The sequence below is a fragment of the Bacteroidia bacterium genome (assembly GCA_037045145.1).
Taxonomy (GTDB): Bacteria; Bacteroidota; Bacteroidia; order AKYH767-A; family OLB10; genus OLB10.
On the sequence record JBAOIA010000011.1, the window covers coordinates 953,964 to 973,236 of the forward strand.

The window sequence follows — 19,273 nt, forward strand, 5'->3', positions numbered from 1 at the left end:
ATAAGCAAAACTATAGTAAAAATTTATGAAAAAGAATAGCTATAACTAATCTTTCTATAGGCATTATAATCAAGCGCATAGAGCATGTATTTTGTGTTATTGTTTTGCACAAACTAATGGTATGATGTCTCCAGAAAACCTAAGAGTATCGTAGGTGGCGGTATCGGTTTGTTTAATTTAAAAATGTGTTTTTTTCAACTGGTTGGTGGTGTTGAATGTTTATGGAACAGAACGTGTCCCGTGCAACGTTAGGTTGTTCGTGTCTTGATAAGTTAATGAAAGGCTAACGGCCTTTAGATCTTAAACCCCATAAAAATTAAAATCCCCGATTGCGTGAACAACCGGGGAATAACATTAAAAAATTACAAATAATCTATAGGATTATTACTGTTGCTTTTTAACATTTACGGCATTTAAGCCTTTTTTGCCTTGAACTACTTCATAGGTAACAAGGTCATTGTCCGCGATGCGGTCAATTAATCCTGTTTGATGAACAAATAGGTCACGACCACCTTCATCTTCAACGATAAATCCAAATCCTTTGGAGTTGTTGTAGAATTTTACTTTTCCGGTTTTCATTAAATAAAGAATTAAATTTGTGAATTAATGCTGCAAAAGTAAACTAAATTAGTTACCATCTCATAAAAATTTAAATTATTTATTTTCAAATCAGCCTATGGCTTCATTTAGCGGAAACATTATTGACATTTTTAACCGTAGGATTTATCCCGGGACAGTTCATTTTAACCATGGAAAAGTAACTGCAATTTCAGAGGAAGATGCTGTTTATAACCACTATCTGCTACCCGGGTTTACAGATGCGCATATCCACATTGAAAGCAGCATGCTGGTGCCTTATGAGTTTGCCCGCATTGCACTGTTGCATGGTACGGTTGCCACCGTTAGCGATCCGCATGAAATTGCCAATGTTTGTGGCATGAAGGGCGTGGAGTACATGATTGAGAATGCTAAAGATGCCAAATTGAAATTTAATTTTGGAGCACCTTCCTGTGTACCGGCTACGGCTTTTGAAACTGCCGGTGCCACCCTTAACTCCGAAGATGTGGCATTGCTGCTATCGAGACCTGATATTCGCTACCTGAGCGAAATGATGAACTACCCCGGTGTACTTTTTGGTGATAGCGAGGTGATGAAAAAAATTGAGGCTGCTCACAAACTACATAAAGTGGTTGATGGTCATGCTCCCGGATTAAGAGGTGACGATGCCAGAAAATATATAGCGGCAGGCATAACTACCGATCACGAATGTTTTTCTCTTGAAGAAGCGTTGGATAAGGTAAATGCAGGAATGAAAATTCTGATTCGAGAAGGCTCTGCTGCTCGAAATTTTGAAGCCTTGCATTCGCTCATCACCTCACATACGGCTATGACCATGCTGTGCAGCGATGACAAGCACCCTGATGAATTGCTTAATGGACACCTGAATCAATTAGTTGTGCGCGCACTCAAAAACGGACACAGCCTATTCGATGTATTGCAATGTGCCTGTGTTAATCCTGTGTTGCATTATGGTTTATCTGTAGGATTACTTCGGGTTGGCGATCCGGCTGATTTTATAGTCGTTAATAATACGGAACAATTCAAAGTGCTTCAGACATGGATTAATGGAGAATGTGTTGCTAAAGATGGACATACATCATTGACAAATCGTAGTCATGCTCCAATAAATAATTTTTATGCATGGCATGTTTCGGTTCAGGATGTTGAAGTGAAAAAAAATTCAGCTTCGGTTAAAGTAATAGAAGCATTGGATGGCCAGTTAATTACTAACTGTATTCGGGCAAAACCATTGGAAAAAGACGGACTGTGGGTGAGTAATCCGGAAAATGATATTCTTAAAATAGCAGTCGTTAACCGCTATAGTAAACAAAAACCTGTTGTAGGATTTGTTAAAAATTTTGGTTTAAAGTATGGCGCCATCGCTTCAACAGTTGCGCACGATTCGCATAATATAATTGTCACCGGTGTTAGTGATGCTGATATTGTTGAAGCTATAAATTTATTGATGCAATCGGGTGGAGGATTGAGTGCAGTTTCCGGAGGAGACAAAAAAGTTATTGCCCTGCCTGTTGCCGGGTTGATGAGTGACAGAAGTTGCGAAGAAATAGGTCACCATTATGCAAATATTGATAATATGGCTAAACAAATGGGTGCTACACTTAGAGCACCATTTATGACCCTCTCTTTTATGGCATTATTAGTTATTCCACATTTTAAAATTGGTGACAAAGGACTATTCGATGCCGAAAAGTTTGAGTTGACCACAATGGAGTGAAATTCTAAGTTATTTGCTGAATTGTTACTTTTACAAAAAAACGCAATGTGGCAAGAAGTAAATAATTCGTTGGAACGAAGTTTTATGTTTAATGATTTTAAACAGGCATTTGCATTTATGACACATGTAGCTTTTATAGCAGAAAAAATGAATCATCATCCGGATTGGAGTAATGTTTATAATAAAGTCGTTATTAGGTTAAACACACACGATGCAGGTAGTGTAGTTACTGAAAAAGATCATAAACTTGCAGCAGCAATTGATGTTGTTTTCAATCAAATAAATCAAAAAGTATGAGCCGATTAAAAAAGTTTTTTATCTGGGTTGTTGTTCTTGCCGTAATCGGAACAGTATTATATTTTCTTGCCGGAAGCTATACCTATTCCGAAGGAACACAAACGGGATATCTGGTAAAATTTTCACGTCAGGGATATGTTTTTAAAACTTATGAAGGTGAGCTGAACCTTGGCGGTATGAATGCTGAAAGCAATTCTGTTGTAAATAACCTCTGGCACTTTTCTGTAGATGCAGACGATCAGGCTGCCATTGACAGCTTAAGAGTAAGCGAAGGACGTGTCATTAAAGTTTATTACCGCGAAATTGTACGTAACTATGCCTGGCAGGGCGAAACACCTTATTTTGTTTATAAAGTAGAAAAAGTGAAGTAGCCTTCTAGCCTAAACGATGTGTGATAATTGAATTTATTTTTACCATCAGTTGCGAGGGTCGGTAAGTGCGCCAGTTAAGATTATCAAGTTCGCCACCAAATAGCAAGTAGTAATCAATATTGGCACGTTGCATTTCAGACAAAACATGATCTCTGAAATTGATAGCGGCAATCCATCCGGTTTCATTTACTTCTTCAAACCACTCCTGATAGTAACAATCGTCCGAACCGTGAAAATTGAGGATGTTTTCACCAATGAGAATAAAACGGCTTATTCCATGCTCCATCAAATTTTCAATTATATCTCTTTTTAAGGTCATGATATCATTGTTGATAGCATCATTCCATTCGCCCATCAATTCAATGATAGCAAAAGACTTTTCATAGTCGCAATAAATTATTTTAATATAAAGAGTTGGAGAGCCAAAGTCGTCCCACTGCGGATGAATAAAATAGTTGTATATGGTATTGCTATATTCAAATTCACTGTAAACCCTTCCATAAAATGGACTCAATTCATCTTCTGCCGATGAGTATAAATCTATCCAGTTATAAAAAGGCTGTATGTCCTGCATTGTATTATTTGAAAATGCAAAATTACAACAGACAATTTCAAACTACAACAGATTTTACTTTATGATTTTTTATTGCTGAGCGCACACTTCCATATTTTTTCAGCATAGAGGACGCTTTGTTTTCGGGTACGCCAAGTTCATCCATTATCATTCGGGTGCCGCGACTGACTAATTTATTGTTGGTAAGCTGCATGTCAACCATTTTATTGCCTTTAACACGACCTAGTTTTATCATCACTGCCGTACTAATCATGTTTAAGACTAACTTTTGTGCTGTACCGGCTTTCATTCGGGTACTGCCTGTTACAAATTCCGGCCCTGTAATTATTTCTATCGGAAAATCGGCATGCATTGCAACTGGCGAGCCGCTATTGCAAACAATACATCCTGTTATGATTTTTTTCTTGCGGCATTGTTCCAATGCACCTGTCACATAGGGTGTGGTTCCGGAAGCTGCAATACCTACCACAACATCCTTTTTGTTTATTTTATATTTCTTAAGATCATTCCAGCCGGCTGAATAGTCATCTTCGGCAAACTCAACAGCCTTACGAATAGCTGCATCACCACCGGCTATCAGTCCGATAACTTTTCCATGTTCAATGCCATAGGTTGGCGGACATTCCGAAGCATCTACAATCCCAAGCCTTCCACTGGTGCCGGCACCAAGATAAAATAAGCGCCCACCTTTTTTCATTCGTACAGTAATGGCCTTTGCCAACTTTGCAATGGCTGCAATATTTTTTTTAATCTGACGAGGTACTGTTTGGTCTTCCTTGTTAATGTTATTCATTAACGCTGTAAAACTCATCTTTTCGAGATGATTGTAATGCGAAGTTTTTTCTGTGGTTCGCAGGCTTTCTGTTTTCTTATGCATGGAAAATAGATTGTCGGTTATGTTTTAGCTCATAAACATGTTCCTTGATTTTTTCTGCGGTTTTTCCGTCATCATTTCCTGATAGGTTTTGTGGAAGAATAGGTTTTCCAAAAGTTATCGAAATTGTTCTGCCGCGTTGAAAGTACATTTCATCCATCAGATAAAGCATTTCAATGTTTGCTGCAATGCCTACACGTTTGCGAAAGTTTGCAAGATTGTAAAACCAGTTGGAGTTGCGGCCATCAATATAAACGGGCACAATAGGACTGTTGTATTTTTTTGCTTTTACTACAAAGCTTTTTTTCCATTGAAGGTCTTTTATTTCTTTTCCCTGCTTGCGCGATACCAATCCGGCAGGAAAAATTAGTGTTGCCATTTCCGAAGCATATAATGCATCAATATCTGTAATAGACTGTGCGCTGTTTTTTCCATGCTTGTTAACACCAATAAATAAATCTTTCAGATTGTTGAGCTGTAATAAAATGTCGTTTACAATAAATTTTATGTCGCGTCTGTGTTGTCCCAGCACCTGTAGTAATGCCATAGCATCAAGTCCGCCAATGGGATGATTGGATGCATAGACACAACGGCCGGTTTTTATAATGTTCTCCTGACCATAAACTTCAACTTTTACTCCGAAATTTTCAATTATGGCATCTACAAATTCAAACGATGTTTTGTGGCCATACTCATCAATAAAAGCATTAACTTCTGTTTCGTGCACTATTCGTTTGATGTAGCTGACAATAAACCCCGGCAGCAGACGATAGAGCTGTGGGTTCTTGCTTCGTATCACCTCACTTACATCAATAAACTTCTTTTTCTGCTCAGTCATAAATTTTTTCTCTGTTGCATGGCAACATTTATGGGTACAAAATTAAACAGTACTGAAAAAACTCTGTAGCCTATAAAATTCCAAATAAAGATGTTCAGGTGGGAGGAAAATAGCTGAAAAAAGAAAGTTTTCAACAAATTTGGTAAAAAGTGGGGATAGGTGGGGGAATTATTTTTACATTCGCACAAGAATTTTTTAGCACACCATTTAAAAATGATAAATCTGTTTGGAGTTTACGAAAGCACTGTTGATGCGAAAGGTCGTGTCATGTTGCCTTCTCCATACAGAAAAACATTGGAGAAAGTTTTAGAAGAAGGTTTTATCATCAAGCAGAATGTTTTCAGAAAATCACTGGAGTTTTTTCCGCTTCAGACATGGAATGAAATTTCACAGCATGTAGGTAAACTGAATACTTTTTTGAAAGCCAATCAGGAATTGATTACGCTGTTCTATTATGGTGTGCGGAGTGTTGAGTTGGATAGCAACGGAAGGTTTTTGATTGTAAAAGATCACCTGACTTATGCAGGAATTAAAAAAGACATTGTGCTGAGTGGGGCAAATGACAGAATTGAAATTTGGGATAAGCGTGCTTATCATAAATATATTAAAGATAACAGCGACAATTTAGAGCGGTTGATGGAAGAGCGGCTTGGCGGCAAATTGCCTGAAAATGGACAGTAAGGCATATCACATTCCGGTTTTGTTGCCTGAATGTATTGATGGGTTGAAGATTAAAGCAGATGGAATTTATGTTGATGTTACATACGGGGGCGGGGGGCATTCAAAGGCAATAGCCTCTTTATTAACAACAGGAAAAGTGATTGCATTCGATAGGGATGCTGATGCAATAAAAAATAGTAAAACCAACAATAATAATCTGATTGTGATTCACAGCAGTTTTTCAAATATAACTACCGAACTCAATGGTATAGGCATAACAGCAGTAGATGGTGTGCTTGCCGACCTTGGTGTGTCATCGCATCAGTTTGATGAGCCGCAGCGTGGTTTTGCTTTTCGTTTCGATAGTAAGCTTGATATGCGCATGGACGTTCGTCAGCATATAACAGCTGCAACAGTACTTAATACTTATTCTGCCAAAGAACTGCAACAAATATTTTCTCTCTATGGTGAAGTGCGTAATGCAGCTACTGTTGCACGCGAAATAGTTAACGCCCGTCAGCATGCCACCATAGCAACAACTGCTGATCTTAAAAAATGTGTTTCACACCTGGTGCCTAAGAATGATGAGAATGGTTTTTATGCAAGATTGTTTCAGGCATTACGAATTGAAGTTAATCAGGAACTGAAAGAGCTGGAAATGCTGCTACAACAATTGCCCGGATTGATAAAGGCAGATGGGCGGTTATGTGTGATGAGTTATCATTCTCTAGAAGACAGATTGGTTAAAAATTTTATTGCTTCAGGAAATGTACAAGGTGTGGTAAAACAAGATGTGTTTGGCAACATTACTTCAAAAACATTTTCGGCAATAAATAAAAAACCAATTGAAGCTAATGAAATAGAAAAAGCAAATAACCCACGCTCAAGAAGCGCAAGATTAAGAGTAGCCGAAAGGATAAAGTAGTATGAATACAATAAGAAATTCAGAGGAAAAAAAGGAAAAAGAAAACCGGGGAGGTAGCAAAATAAAAACTGCCCGTAAGTTCCTTTCTATGATTAATGTTATTGGGTTGATTGATAAAAACATGCTTCTGCGTATGCTGCCATTTGCATTTTTCTTAATGGGGCTGGCATTGGTTTATATTGCTAACAGTTATGTTGCAGAGAAAACAATTCGCGAAATTGACCGCACTTCACGTGATATTAAAGAGCTACGGTCAGAATATATTTCTGTAAAGTCGGAGTTGATGTTTAAAAGCCGTCAATCACAAGTGGCTAAAGAAGTGCTCCCTATGGGTATAAAACAACTCACGGTTCCGCCTAAGAAAATTGTACTTAAAACATCCAAAGAATAAGAGCTTATGATGGATATAAAGAAAGATATTTTACTTAGAGTATATTTTGTTTATGCCTTGATTTTTCTTTTTGCCATGGCTATTTTGGGTCGTGTTTTTCAGTTGCAATATGTCGAAGGAGATTATTGGAAACAACGCTCCGATAGTTTAACCCTGGCATATAAAACCATTGAACCATCAAGAGGAAATATTTTTAGTGCTGATGGAAGTTTGTTAGCCACATCAGTGCCTTTGTATGATTTGCGTATGGATATGAAGGCGGAAAGTATTACTGATAAAATATTTAATGCGGGTATTGATTCTCTTGCTTTGAATCTTGCAGCATTGTTTCAGGATAAATCAAAAGATCAGTACAAACGTCTCCTTCGTGAAGGAAGACGCGATGGTGAGCGCTATTTGCTTATTAAACGCAATGTGAGTTATGCAGAATTGAAAAAAGTAAAAACATTTCCGATTTTTAGCAGAGGTCGTTATAAAGGCGGACTCATTGTTGAACAAAAAAATATGCGTCAGAAACCATTCAAGGAACTAGCTTCCAGAACCATTGGTTTTAAGATTGGAAATGTTCAACCTGTTGGGCTTGAAGGAGCTTTCGACCAAAGTCTTAGAGGAGAAAGTGGTAAACGCCTGATGCAAAAAATATCCGGTAACGTATGGAAGCCACTCAATGCTGAGGATGAAGTTGAAGCAAAAGATGGCTGTGATATTTATACTTCAATTGATCTGAATATTCAGGATGTTGCACAACAATCTCTTTACAATCAGTTGGTGAAAAACAATGCTGATGCCGGATGTGCCATACTCATGGAAGTTGCCACCGGTGAGATTAAAGCAATCGTAAATCTGAAAAAGGCTGACTCCGGTTACTATCGTGAAGATTTTAATTATGCTATTGGCTATGCCACAGAACCCGGCTCCACTTTTAAATTGGTGAGCATGATGGCCGGAATAGAAGATGGCTATATTGACCTTGACGATACAGTAGATGCTACCAATGGAAGAACCAGTTATGCACCGGGTTTAATAATGCGTGACTCGCATGAAGGATTAAATAAGATAACTGCAAAACATGCATTTGAAGAATCATCAAATGTGGGTGTCTCTAAACTGATACAGAAGTATTATCGAAAAAATCAACAGGCATTTATTGACCGTGTACATAAAATGCATTTTGGAGATAAACTTAATATTCAGATTGCTGGAGAGGCTACACCGCTTATCAAATCAACTACGAATAAGGGATGGAGTAAAATTTCGTTGCCTTACATGTCTATTGGCTATGAAACAATGGTAACACCATTACACACACTTACATTCTACAATGCTGTTGCCAACAATGGTAGAATGGTAAAGCCTCTCTTTGTAAAAGAGACGCGTTATCGCGGACATACCGTTAAAGAATACAAAACACAGGTTATTGCCGATTCTATTTGCTCCAAGACCACGGTAGCTAAAGCAAGAGAACTCCTTGAAGGTGTAGTACAAAACGGTACAGGACGTAAGTTGAAAGACTGCGTATATGCCGTTGCCGGTAAAACAGGTACAGCTCAAATGGCAAGTAATAAAGAGGGTTATAAAAATGGAAGGATAAGATATCAGGCTTCGTTCTGTGGTTATTTTCCTGCTGACAAACCTGCATATTCATGTATTGTAGTGGTGTATAATCCTTCAACGGCAGGTTATTATGGCGGTGAAGTGGCATTGCCTGTATTTAAAGATATTGCAGATAAAGTTTATGCAACCAATCTTGATATGCACAAAGGACTTGATGTGCAAATGGCAGAATTACCTAAAGTAAAAGCAGGACTGACGAAAGCAACTATTGCTGCATGCAACAATGTTGGTGTTGATGTAAAAACTGTAGGAGTAGCGTCAAAATGGTCATCAGTACTTAACAGAGAAACTGTTGCAGCATTGAAGCCTGTTGCCATAAAAGACAATACAGTTCCGGACGTTTCAGGAATGGGTTTGCGCGATGCAATATATATGCTGGAATCAAATGGTTTGCAGGTTAAGGTAGTTGGCAAAGGTGCTGTGGTAAAACAATCGTTGCATGCAGGTACAAGAATCTATAAAGGTCAGGTAATAACAATAGAGTTAAGTTGATGCAGTTACTAAAAGAAGTTTTATATAAAGCGGGAACGGAGGAGGTTATTGGTAATACCAATGTGGCTGTTTATGGAATAAGCATTAACTCGCGCGAAGTTAAACCCGGAGAAATGTATGTTGCACTTCGCGGTACCAATGTTGATGGGCATACTTTTATTCTGGATGCAATAGAAAAAGGTGCAACTTCAATTTTGTGCGAAGTAATGCCCGACCTCATTCAGGCCGGTATCAATTATATAAAAGTAAAAAATACGTATTTGGCACTTTCCGAAGTATGTGCAAACTTTTATCATCATCCTTCTTCTTCTCTTAAGTTAGTTGGCATTACCGGAACCAATGGTAAAACAACTACAGCAACCCTACTCTATAAATTGTTCCGTCAGTTAAATATACGTTGCGGATTAATTTCTACGGTTGAAAACAGAGTTAACGATACGGTTATTCCTTCAACGCATACAACTCCCGATCCCATAAAACTTAATCAACTGTTAAGCATGATGGTACTCGAAGAGTGTGAGTATTGCTTTATGGAAGTAAGCTCACATGCTGTGGTGCAAAACAGAATCGGAGCATTGGAGTTTGCCGGTGGTGTATTTACAAATATTACGCATGATCACCTTGATTATCATAAAACATTTGATGAGTATCTGAAAGCAAAAAAGAAATTTTTTGATAACCTCCCCGAGAGTGCATTCGCATTAACCAATGCCGATGATAAAAACGGATCAGTAATGGTACAAAATACACATGCTGTCAGGAAAACTTATGGTCTGCATGGTGTTGCTGATTTCAGATGCAGAATAATTGAAAATAATTTTCACGGACTGCTACTTCAGATTGATAACACAGAAGTGTTGTGTAAACTTATTGGCTCATTCAATGCCTATAATCTTTTGGCAATTTATGCAACAGCAGTTTCATTGGGCTTAGACAAACAACGTGTACTCACGGCATTAAGTATGCTTGAATCTGTCAGTGGCAGATTTGATTATATTGTATCCGTTTCGGGTATTACAGGTATCGTTGATTATGCACATACACCCGATGCATTGAATAATGTGCTTTCTACCATCAACGAAATCAGAACAAGAAATGAGAAAGTAATTACAGTAGTAGGTTGTGGCGGAAATCGTGATACAACCAAACGCCCTGTTATGGCTCACATTGCTTGTGAAATGAGTGATAAAGTGATTCTTACTTCTGATAATCCACGAAACGAAGATCCACAAAAAATCATTGAACAGATGCGTGGCGGAGTACCTGCGCATTTATCAGCTAAAGTGATGGCAATAACCGATCGCAACGAAGCCATCCGTGTAGCGTGTAATCTGGCTGCTTCAGGAGATATTATCCTCATTGCAGGTAAAGGCCATGAAACCTATCAGGAAGTTAAAGGAGTAAAACACCCTTTTGACGATAAAAAAATATTGCAGGAAAACTTTAATAACCTACACGCCTGATGCTATACTATCTCTTTGAATATTTAGACCAACATACAGATTTGCCCGGAATGGGAGTGTTTAAGTACATCTCCTTCAGAGCAGCATTGGCAATCATGTTTTCACTATTGTTTTCTTTTATTCTCGGAAGAACGATAATTACTTATCTGCATAGAAAGCAAGTTGGAGAAACCATTCGTGATCTCGGCCTTGACGGACAAGTGCAAAAACAAGGCACACCAACAATGGGCGGTTTGATTATTCTTTCAGCGATACTTATTCCAACATTTTTATTAGCAAAGCTGCATAATGTTTACATCATTCTGATGTTGATTTCGACAGTATGGCTGGGCGCAATAGGTTTCCTTGACGACTATATTAAAGTATTTAAGAAAGATAAAAAAGGTCTTGCCGGAAAATTTAAAGTTCTCGGACAGATTGGACTTGGTCTCATCGTTGGCAGTGTTTTGTATTTTAATGACCATGTAGTTGTTCGCGAAAAAGCTACACGTTCTGCAGTTACCTGGCATCATGACAATACGTTGGTTGATGATCTTCAAAGTCAGGAAGGTGTCTTGTTTTCAACCACAAATATTAAATCAACAAAAACCACAATACCTTTTTTCAAGAACAATGAGTTTGACTATGCATCATTGTTGGGGTGGCTGGGTGATGGCTATAAAAATTTAGCATGGCTTATTTTTATTCCTGTGGTAATTATTATTGTTACTGCAGTTTCTAATGGCGCAAACATTACAGATGGTATTGACGGACTTGCCGCAGGAAGTTCAGGTATTATTGGTTTAGTATTAGCGGTTTTTGCTTACGTATCAGGTAATACCGTTTTCGCTAATTACCTCAACATAATGTATATTCCTAATACAGGCGAGTTGCTGATTTTTATGTCGGCATTCGTTGGTGCATGTGTTGGATTTTTATGGTTCAATGCCTATCCGGCACAGGTGTTTATGGGCGACACCGGAAGCCTTGCCTTGGGTGGCATTATCGCAGTATTTGCTATTGCCATCAGAAAAGAATTGATGATTCCTGTAATCTGCGGAATTTTTCTCATCGAAAATCTTTCTGTAATGATGCAGGTAAGTTATTTTAAATATACAAAGAAAAAATTTGGTGAGGGCAGACGCATTTTTAAAATGTCACCGTTGCATCACCACTACCAGAAACTTGGTTATCATGAGTCAAAAATTGTAACCCGTTTTTGGATTGTTGGAATTATGCTGGCTGTAATAAGTCTGGTAACATTAAAACTTCGATAGGTAAATGTCAAAAAACAAACGCATAGCTATACTGGGTGCTGCAGAAAGTGGCGTGGGCGCAGCCATTCTTGCACAGAAGCAGGGCTATGATGTTTTTGTGTCTGACCTTTCACGTATTTCCGATAAGTATAAAACACATCTTACAGAGAGAAATATTCAGTTTGAAGAAGGTCGCCACACCGACAACCTGATTCTTAATGCAGATGAGATAATTAAAAGCCCGGGTATTCCCGATAAGGCAGAAGTGATTAAGAAAATCAAGAGTGCAAACATCAATATCGTTTCAGAAATTGAATTTGCTTCAAGATTCACCAATGCCAAAATGATTGCAATCACAGGTACCAATGGCAAGTCAACTACAACTTTGCTTACTCATCATATCCTTGAAAACGCTGGAGTAAGTGTAGGTCTAGCCGGAAATATTGGAAAGAGTTTTGCCTGGCAGGTGGCAGAAGAAACTTTTGATCATTATGTGTTGGAGCTAAGCAGCTTTCAGCTTGATGATATGTACACTTTCAAAGCGGATATTGCTGTGTTGCTCAACATTACTCCCGATCATCTTGACCGCTATGAGTATTCAATACAAAATTATATTGACTCAAAATTCAGGATCATACAAAATCAAACGGCTGAAGATGCATTTATCTATTGCTTTGATGATGCTGTTGTAAAAACAGAAGTTCTGAAAAGAAATCCTTTAGCAACATGCTATCCTTTTTCAATCAAGCAGGATGAGGGCATGAGTGCTTATGTAAATGACAATAACTTATATCTGAACATACACAATAATCTATTTACTATGTCAATTTTCGAACTAGCCTTACAGGGCAAACACAACCTCTATAACAGTATGGCTGCCGGTGTTGCAGCACGCATACTCGACATTCGCAAAGAATCTATTCGCGAAAGTTTTGCCGATTTTCGCAATGCCGAACATCGGATGGAGTTCGTAAATACCGTACACGGTATTGATTTTATCAACGATTCAAAAGCAACCAATGTAAACAGTGCATGGTTTGCGTTGGAGAGTATGCAGAAACCTGTTGTTTGGATTCTGGGTGGTGTTGATAAAGGTAATGAATATGAAATGCTCAACGATCTTGTAAAAGAGAAAGTGAAAGCTATCGTTTGTCTTGGTAAAGACAATAAAAAAATACATGAAGCCTTCGGAGGTATTGTAAGCGATATTACCGATACCTTGTCTGCAAGTGAAGCCGTAAGTGTTGCTTATCAAAAAGGTAAAAAGGGTGATGTGGTTTTGTTGTCGCCATGCTGTGCAAGTTTCGATTTGTTTAAAAATTACGAAGACCGTGGCCGTCAGTTTAAAGCTGCTGTAAAAGCACTTTAAAATTTAATTCAAACAAAAATGAATTGGATAGAAACATATTTTAAAGGTGACCGCATCATTTGGATTGTTGTAATACTACTTTCCTTAATGTCGCTGATGGCTGTTTATAGTTCTACAGGAACTTTGGCATATAAGTATCAGGAAGGCAATACGGAGTATTATTTATTTAAACATGGTATTATAGTCTTTCTGGGTTTTGGTATCATGTATTTTACACATCTTGTAAAATATACTTTCTATGCAAAAATTTCACGAATAGCTATTTTTCTTGCCATCCCGCTTTTGTTACTTACACTGCTAACAGGTACTAATCTTAATGAAGCATCACGTTGGCTGACACTTCCTGTAATCAATCTTTCGTTTCAGACATCAGACTTAGCAAAGATTGCTTTGTTATTGTATGTTGCGCGATCGCTTTCTAAAAATCAGGATAACATCAAAGATTTTAAGTCTGCTTTTCTTCCTGTTATTTTACCTGTGTGTATTATCTGCGGATTAATTCTTCCGGCTAACTTTTCAACTGCGGCAGTATTGTTTACTACCTGTCTTGTGCTGATGTTTTTCGGTCGTATAAATTTCAAGTATATACTTTCTTTGATAGGCATTGGTTGTGTAGGATTGGGTTTGTTTTTACTGATTGCTTCATTTTCCGGATATGAAGGAAGAATTGGAACCTGGAAAAAACGTATTGAAAATTTCAGCAATGGAAATGATCAGGGAAATTATCAGACGCAACAGGCAAAAATTGCAATTGCATCGGGTGGTGTTTTTGGTAAAGGTCCCGGGCAGAGTACACAAAGAAACTTTCTTCCACACCCTTATTCCGATTTTATTTTTGCAATCATTATTGAAGAGTATGGCTTTGTGGGTGGTATGGCAATAGTGGTGCTTTATCTGTTGCTGTTTTATCGTGCAGTCGTCATTGTGCGAAAGAGCCCCTTTGCTTTTGCAACATTACTTGCCATAGGATGTGCATTCAGTCTGGTTTTTCAGGCTATGATAAATATGGCTGTTGCGGTAAATCTTTTTCCGGTAACGGGTCAGCCATTGCCGATGTTGAGTATGGGTGGAACTTCAATTTGGTTTACCAGTATTGCCGTTGGTATTATTCTTAGTGTCAGCCGGAATGTTGAACAGGAAGATTTAAAGACAGGAGTAGCACATGCAGCAGCCTGATATAAAAGTTATCATCAGTGGAGGAGGTACAGGAGGACATATTTTTCCTGCACTTGCTATTGCCAATGCAATTAAAAGTGCAAGACCTCAGGCTGAAATACTTTTTGTTGGTGCTAAAGGCCGCATGGAAATGGAAAAAGTTCCTGCTGCCGGTTATAAAATTGAAGGACTTTGGATAAGCGGAATAAAACGAGAGCTGACAATAGATAATCTGTCATTCCCGTTTAAGGTGTTGTCGAGCATCAGTAAGGCAATGCATATTATAAAGGAATTTAAACCAAATGCTGCTGTGGGTGTCGGTGGTTATGCCAGCGGACCTTTGCTTTATGCAGCATCATTAAAAAAAATTCCATGTCTCATTCAGGAGCAGAATTCATATCCCGGAATCACTAATAAAATCCTTGCCAAACGTGTTCAAAAAATTTGTGTTGCCTATGAAGGTATGGATAAATATTTTCCGGCATCAAAAATTATTCTCACTGGAAATCCTGTAAGAGAAAATGTGCTCATGCTGGAAGGAAAGTTTGATGAGGCAATGTCGTTTTTTAATTTTGATCCTTCTCAAAAAACTTTACTCATTGTCGGTGGCAGTCAGGGAGCACGATCTATTAATAGAAGTGTACTTGCCGGACTTGAAAAACTAAAAGCTGCAGGCGTTCAACTGATATGGCAAACAGGCAAACTGTTTTATGAAGAAGCGCAACAGGCTGTGACAAAAGCAGGCTTTGAAAAAGCACGTGTTTTTGACTTTATTGCAAGAATGGATTTTGCCTATGCTGCTGCAAATTTAGTTGTGTCGCGTGCAGGCGCAAGTACAGTTTCTGAACTCACCCTGACAGGTAAACCTTCTGTTATGGTTCCCTTACCAACAGCAGCAGAGGACCATCAGACAAAGAATATTGAAGCCATGGTAAAAAAAGATGCAGCAGTTTTGGTGAAAGATGCCGATGCACTGCAGCATTTAGTGGATACTGCTTTAAAAATTATTAATGATACGGATCGTTTAAAACAACTTTCAGTCAATACAGCAGCAATGGCTTTGCCTCATGCTGCACAAAAAATTGCAGATGAAGTTATTGCTATGGCTTCTCAACATGCTGTGCAAAACCTTAAACATGTAACTGCCGGAACATGAAATTCGATAACATAACACATGTTTATTTTGTCGGAATTGGCGGCATTGGAATGAGTGCGCTTGCGCGTTATTTTAAAGCTGTAGGAAAGAATGTTGCAGGCTATGACAGAACACAAACAGTTTTAACGGCTGAGTTAGTAGCCGAAAACATTGAGGTGCATTTTAGTGATGATGTGCAGGCAATTCCTGAAGCATTTAAAGATGTAAACAAACGAAGCAATATTCTCGTTGTTTACACACCTGCAATACCAAAAGACCATTCAGAACTTAATTTTTTCCGTCAGCAGGAGTTTGCTGTTGTAAAACGCTCTCAGGTTTTAGGGGTAATTACATCAATGCATAAAACACTTGCAGTGGCAGGCACACACGGTAAAACCACCACGTCAAGTATTTTAGCTCATATTCTGAAAACAGCTGACTTTAATGTTGCTGCTTTTCTGGGAGGAATAGCAAGAAATTATAACAGCAACATTATTCTTCCAACAAGTGAACATGATGTTATTAATGTGGTAGAAGCAGATGAGTTTGATCGCTCCTTTCTTACCTTGTTTCCTTTTGCTGCTGCCATTACAAGTATGGATGCCGACCATCTGGATATTTATGGAAGTGGCGAAGAGCTGATAAGAACCTATCAGCAATTTGCATCACAGGTTGAGGAGAAAGGGTTGCTTGCTTTGCGAAAAGGATTGAGAATGCAACCGGTTAAGGCATTAACGAAGTTCTATGCTGCCGGTACACAATCCGACTTCTATGCCGATAAGATTTCAATCCGCAATCATCGTTATTGGTTTAACTTTCATTCACAAGATGGAGTTATTGAAGATATTTCTCTGGGTCTTCCCGGTCGTCATAATGTTGAAAATGCCGTTGCAGCAATTGCACTTGCAATGCATGTTGGTGTTAAAGAAGATGCTATTCGTGCGGCACTGCAGGGTTATAAGGGTGTAAAACGCAGATTCGATATCAGATTCTCTGACACTCATTGTACTTTTATTGATGACTATGCCCATCATCCTCAGGAATTACGTGCAGCCATCATGTCGGTTCGTGAATTGTTTGAAGGGAAAAAAATTACTGGCATCTTTCAGCCTCATTTGTTTTCACGCACTCGTGATTTTGCAGAGGAGTTTGCCACAAGCCTGGCTTTGCTCGATGAAATAATTCTTCTTGATATTTATCCTGCCCGTGAGCTACCGCTGGAAGGTATCACTGCTTCGTGGCTGATGAATAAGATTAATCATGCCAATAAAATTTTATTGAACAAGGCCGATGTTTTGGATTATATCAATAAACATGAACCCGAAGTGCTCATTACCTTAGGGGCAGGTGATATTGACACCTTAGTAACACCCATTCAGCAGTTGCTCGAAAGAAAATATTCAGTACACGAGTTTAAAAACCATAAACAATGAAAATCAATTTTAAGATTAGCAACAAACTGCGTTCAGTTTTAACAATTACAGGCTATGTTTTGGTTGCTGCCACTGTGCTGACATTAATGAGTTTTGCAACTAAACGAAACCATGAACTCGTTTGTAAAGGTGTTGTTGTAAACATCGAAGATGAAAATGTAAAAGGGTTTATTGACCGCAGCGATATCATGGAAATTGTGCGCTCCAAGGGTAAAAAAATCATAGGAAATAAAGTGGCTGATATTAACACTTTTATGTTGGAAAAAATCATAGATGCAAATCCTCACGTTTTAAAAGCTGAGGTATATTCAACCATTGATGGATGGGTACATATTGACGTGCAACAGCGAACACCGATAGTACGGATAATCAATTCAAAAGGAGAAAATTTTTATATAGACAATCAAGGAAAATTTATGCCATTATCTGAAAAATATTCCGATCCTGTGATGGTTGCAAGCGGTCAGATTGCTGAAGGCTTGGTGCAACAGAGGCTTGGTTTGGACATAAATTCTTTGCCATTGCCTGATGATTCTGTAGGAAAACTCCCCATGCTGAGTCAGGTTTTTTTATTGGCTGAAAAGTTAAAACGTGATTCGTCATGGGACGCTATGTTTGAACAGATTTATGTTGATGAGAACGGAGAAATTGAATTGATTCCTCGACTGGGGAACAATTATATTTTACTTGGCAACATATCAAATCTTGATGAGAAGCTGAACCTTCTTCTCAATTTATACCGTCAGGGATTTCCGGCAACAGGCTGGGATCAGTATGAGTCCATCAATTTAAAATTTAATGGTCAGGTAGTGTGTAAAAAGAAAAATGTTAAACTATCATAAAACTAACAATAAGTGGCAGAGCAGGTAACAGGTAATGAAGTAATAGTAGGTCTTGATATAGGCACTACAAAAATTGCAGCCATTGTAGGTCGCAGAAACGAATTTGGAAAAATTGAAATTGTAGGTACAGGCAGGGCAGAATCTGTTGGCGTTACAAGAGGTGTTGTTGCCAATATCGAAAAGACTGTTGGCAGCATTAAGCAAGCTGTTGCCGAAGCCGAACATAAGTGTGGCGGCAATATAAAATCTGTACATGTTGGTATTGCAGGTCAGCATATCAAAAGCCTTCAGCACAGAGGCATGATAACACGTGGCAGCACCGATGATGAAATCAGCCAGCGTGATATTGATGCGCTGATTGATGATATGTATAAATTGGCCATGCCTCCTGGCGAAGAAATTATACACGTTATTCCACAAGAATTTATTGTTGACAATGAGCAAGGTATTAAAGATCCAATTGGTATGTCAGGTATCAGACTTGAAGCCAATTGTCATATCATTACAGGACTTGTAACAGCAGCAAACAATATTCATAAGTGTGTCATTAAAGCGGGACTCACACCTGCTGATTTAATTCTTGAACCTTTGGCCAGTGCAGAAGCAGTGTTAACCGAAGAAGAAAAAGAAGCAGGCATTGTGTTGGTAGATATTGGTGGTGGTACCACTGATGTTGCAATATTTCAGGACAATATTATTCGCCACACTGCAGTAATTCCATTTGGTGGTAATGTTATAACAGAAGATATAAAAGAAGGTTGCCACATTATCCGTAATCAGGCAGAATTATTGAAAATAAAATTCGGCTCTGCACTTGCAAGTCAGATGAAAGATAATGAAATTGTTTCAATACCGGGATTACGTGGTCGTGAGCCCAAAGAGATTTCTGTAAGAAATCTTGCAAGCATCATACAGGCTCGTGTTGAAGAAATTATAGAGCAGGTTTATTATGAAATCAAAACTTCGGGTTTTGAGAAAAAACTTATTGCAGGCATTGTAGTTACCGGTGGTGGTGCACAGTTGCGCCACATCACACAATTGATTGAATATATTACCGGCATGGATACCCGATTGGGCTATCCAAACGAACATCTGGCAAAGAGTGCAGAAGAAACCAAAAGTCCGATTTATGCAACCGGTGTAGGATTAGTGATTAAGGGTTTTCAGGACTTGGATAAACGCAAAGCTTCCGGAAAAACAACAGGTGCTGCTGAGAGCCATGTGCATCATAAAGGCTCCTGGTTTTCATCAATCCTTGGCTCAACAAAAAAAATATTTACTGACGATTCTGACGATAAAATAATTTAAA

19 protein-coding genes are annotated in these 19,273 nt (G+C 38.4%); 15 read left to right on the top strand and 4 right to left on the bottom strand.

Annotated features, from left to right (window positions below):
• Positions 1-384: 384 nt before the first annotated feature.
• Positions 385-579: a cold shock domain-containing protein gene (locus V9G42_05275; protein ID MEI2758831.1), complete on the bottom strand. Its 195-nt coding sequence runs from the start codon at positions 577-579 to the stop codon at positions 385-387.
• A gap of 97 nt (positions 580-676) precedes the next feature.
• On the opposite strand from V9G42_05275, the gene ade reads away from it, so the two are divergent.
• Genes ade through V9G42_05290 form a run of 3 tightly spaced genes read left to right on the top strand, consistent with a single transcriptional unit; the run spans position 677 to position 2,964 of the window.
• Entirely contained in the window at positions 677-2,296 is a 1,620-nt protein-coding gene (gene ade / locus V9G42_05280; GenBank protein ID MEI2758832.1) for an adenine deaminase, read from the top strand.
• Positions 2,297-2,317: 21 nt separating this feature from the next.
• The gene (locus V9G42_05285; protein MEI2758833.1) at positions 2,318-2,593 is read left to right on the top strand and encodes a 4a-hydroxytetrahydrobiopterin dehydratase; all 276 of its coding nucleotides are present in this window, start codon (positions 2,318-2,320) and stop codon (positions 2,591-2,593) included.
• Complete coding sequence (locus tag V9G42_05290) at positions 2,590-2,964, top strand: 6-phosphogluconate dehydrogenase (protein ID MEI2758834.1); 375 nt, start codon at positions 2,590-2,592, stop codon at positions 2,962-2,964. The genes V9G42_05285 and V9G42_05290 overlap by 4 nt, the downstream gene beginning before the upstream one ends.
• Before the next feature lie 4 nt (positions 2,965-2,968).
• Here V9G42_05290 and V9G42_05295 read toward each other — a convergent pair whose 3' ends face one another.
• Genes V9G42_05295 through V9G42_05305 form a run of 3 tightly spaced genes read right to left on the bottom strand, consistent with a single transcriptional unit; the run spans position 2,969 to position 5,250 of the window.
• Positions 2,969-3,538, bottom strand: coding sequence for a hypothetical protein (locus tag V9G42_05295; GenBank protein MEI2758835.1), 570 nt, complete (start codon positions 3,536-3,538; stop codon positions 2,969-2,971).
• Between the two features lie 37 nt (positions 3,539-3,575).
• Positions 3,576-4,415 (bottom strand): N-acetylmuramic acid 6-phosphate etherase, encoded by an 840-nt coding sequence (murQ, locus tag V9G42_05300; GenBank protein ID MEI2758836.1) that lies wholly within the window; start codon positions 4,413-4,415, stop codon positions 3,576-3,578.
• Positions 4,408-5,250 carry a 1-acyl-sn-glycerol-3-phosphate acyltransferase gene (locus tag V9G42_05305; protein ID MEI2758837.1) on the bottom strand — a complete coding sequence of 281 codons (843 nt, stop codon included), beginning with the start codon at positions 5,248-5,250 and terminating at the stop codon, positions 4,408-4,410. Before V9G42_05305 ends, murQ begins: the two co-directional genes overlap by 8 nt.
• A gap of 213 nt (positions 5,251-5,463) precedes the next feature.
• On the opposite strand from V9G42_05305, the gene mraZ reads away from it, so the two are divergent.
• The 12 genes from mraZ to ftsA are packed head-to-tail and all read left to right on the top strand — an operon-like array spanning position 5,464 to position 19,272.
• Positions 5,464-5,931 (top strand): division/cell wall cluster transcriptional repressor MraZ, encoded by a 468-nt coding sequence (gene mraZ / locus V9G42_05310; GenBank protein MEI2758838.1) that lies wholly within the window; start codon positions 5,464-5,466, stop codon positions 5,929-5,931.
• Positions 5,921-6,835, top strand: a complete 915-nt coding sequence (rsmH, locus tag V9G42_05315; protein MEI2758839.1) for a 16S rRNA (cytosine(1402)-N(4))-methyltransferase RsmH — start codon at positions 5,921-5,923, stop codon at positions 6,833-6,835. The genes mraZ and rsmH overlap by 11 nt, the downstream gene beginning before the upstream one ends.
• Position 6,836: 1 nt before the next feature.
• On the top strand, positions 6,837-7,226 hold the full coding sequence (locus V9G42_05320) for an FtsL-like putative cell division protein (protein MEI2758840.1): 390 nt from the start codon (positions 6,837-6,839) through the stop codon (positions 7,224-7,226).
• A 6-nt stretch (positions 7,227-7,232) separates the two neighbouring features.
• Positions 7,233-9,332, top strand: a complete 2,100-nt coding sequence (locus V9G42_05325; GenBank protein MEI2758841.1) for a penicillin-binding transpeptidase domain-containing protein — start codon at positions 7,233-7,235, stop codon at positions 9,330-9,332.
• Positions 9,332-10,795, top strand: a complete 1,464-nt coding sequence (locus tag V9G42_05330; GenBank protein MEI2758842.1) for a UDP-N-acetylmuramoyl-L-alanyl-D-glutamate--2,6-diaminopimelate ligase — start codon at positions 9,332-9,334, stop codon at positions 10,793-10,795. Before V9G42_05325 ends, V9G42_05330 begins: the two co-directional genes overlap by 1 nt.
• Entirely contained in the window at positions 10,795-12,051 is a 1,257-nt protein-coding gene (gene mraY / locus V9G42_05335) for a phospho-N-acetylmuramoyl-pentapeptide-transferase (GenBank protein ID MEI2758843.1), read from the top strand. Before V9G42_05330 ends, mraY begins: the two co-directional genes overlap by 1 nt.
• Before the next feature lie 4 nt (positions 12,052-12,055).
• Positions 12,056-13,399 carry a UDP-N-acetylmuramoyl-L-alanine--D-glutamate ligase gene (murD, locus tag V9G42_05340; protein MEI2758844.1) on the top strand — a complete coding sequence of 448 codons (1,344 nt, stop codon included), beginning with the start codon at positions 12,056-12,058 and terminating at the stop codon, positions 13,397-13,399.
• Positions 13,400-13,417: 18 nt separating this feature from the next.
• Positions 13,418-14,575 (top strand): FtsW/RodA/SpoVE family cell cycle protein, encoded by a 1,158-nt coding sequence (locus V9G42_05345; GenBank protein MEI2758845.1) that lies wholly within the window; start codon positions 13,418-13,420, stop codon positions 14,573-14,575.
• Positions 14,562-15,710: an undecaprenyldiphospho-muramoylpentapeptide beta-N-acetylglucosaminyltransferase gene (murG, locus tag V9G42_05350; GenBank protein ID MEI2758846.1), complete on the top strand. Its 1,149-nt coding sequence runs from the start codon at positions 14,562-14,564 to the stop codon at positions 15,708-15,710. Before V9G42_05345 ends, murG begins: the two co-directional genes overlap by 14 nt.
• A complete protein-coding gene (gene murC / locus V9G42_05355; protein ID MEI2758847.1) occupies positions 15,707-17,122 on the top strand; it encodes a UDP-N-acetylmuramate--L-alanine ligase in 1,416 nt (471 codons plus the stop codon). The genes murG and murC overlap by 4 nt, the downstream gene beginning before the upstream one ends.
• Positions 17,119-17,964 (top strand): hypothetical protein, encoded by an 846-nt coding sequence (locus V9G42_05360; GenBank protein MEI2758848.1) that lies wholly within the window; start codon positions 17,119-17,121, stop codon positions 17,962-17,964. The genes murC and V9G42_05360 overlap by 4 nt, the downstream gene beginning before the upstream one ends.
• A 12-nt stretch (positions 17,965-17,976) precedes the next feature.
• Positions 17,977-19,272 (top strand): cell division protein FtsA, encoded by a 1,296-nt coding sequence (ftsA, locus tag V9G42_05365; GenBank protein ID MEI2758849.1) that lies wholly within the window; start codon positions 17,977-17,979, stop codon positions 19,270-19,272.
• The last annotated feature ends 1 nt before the right edge of the window (position 19,273 follow it).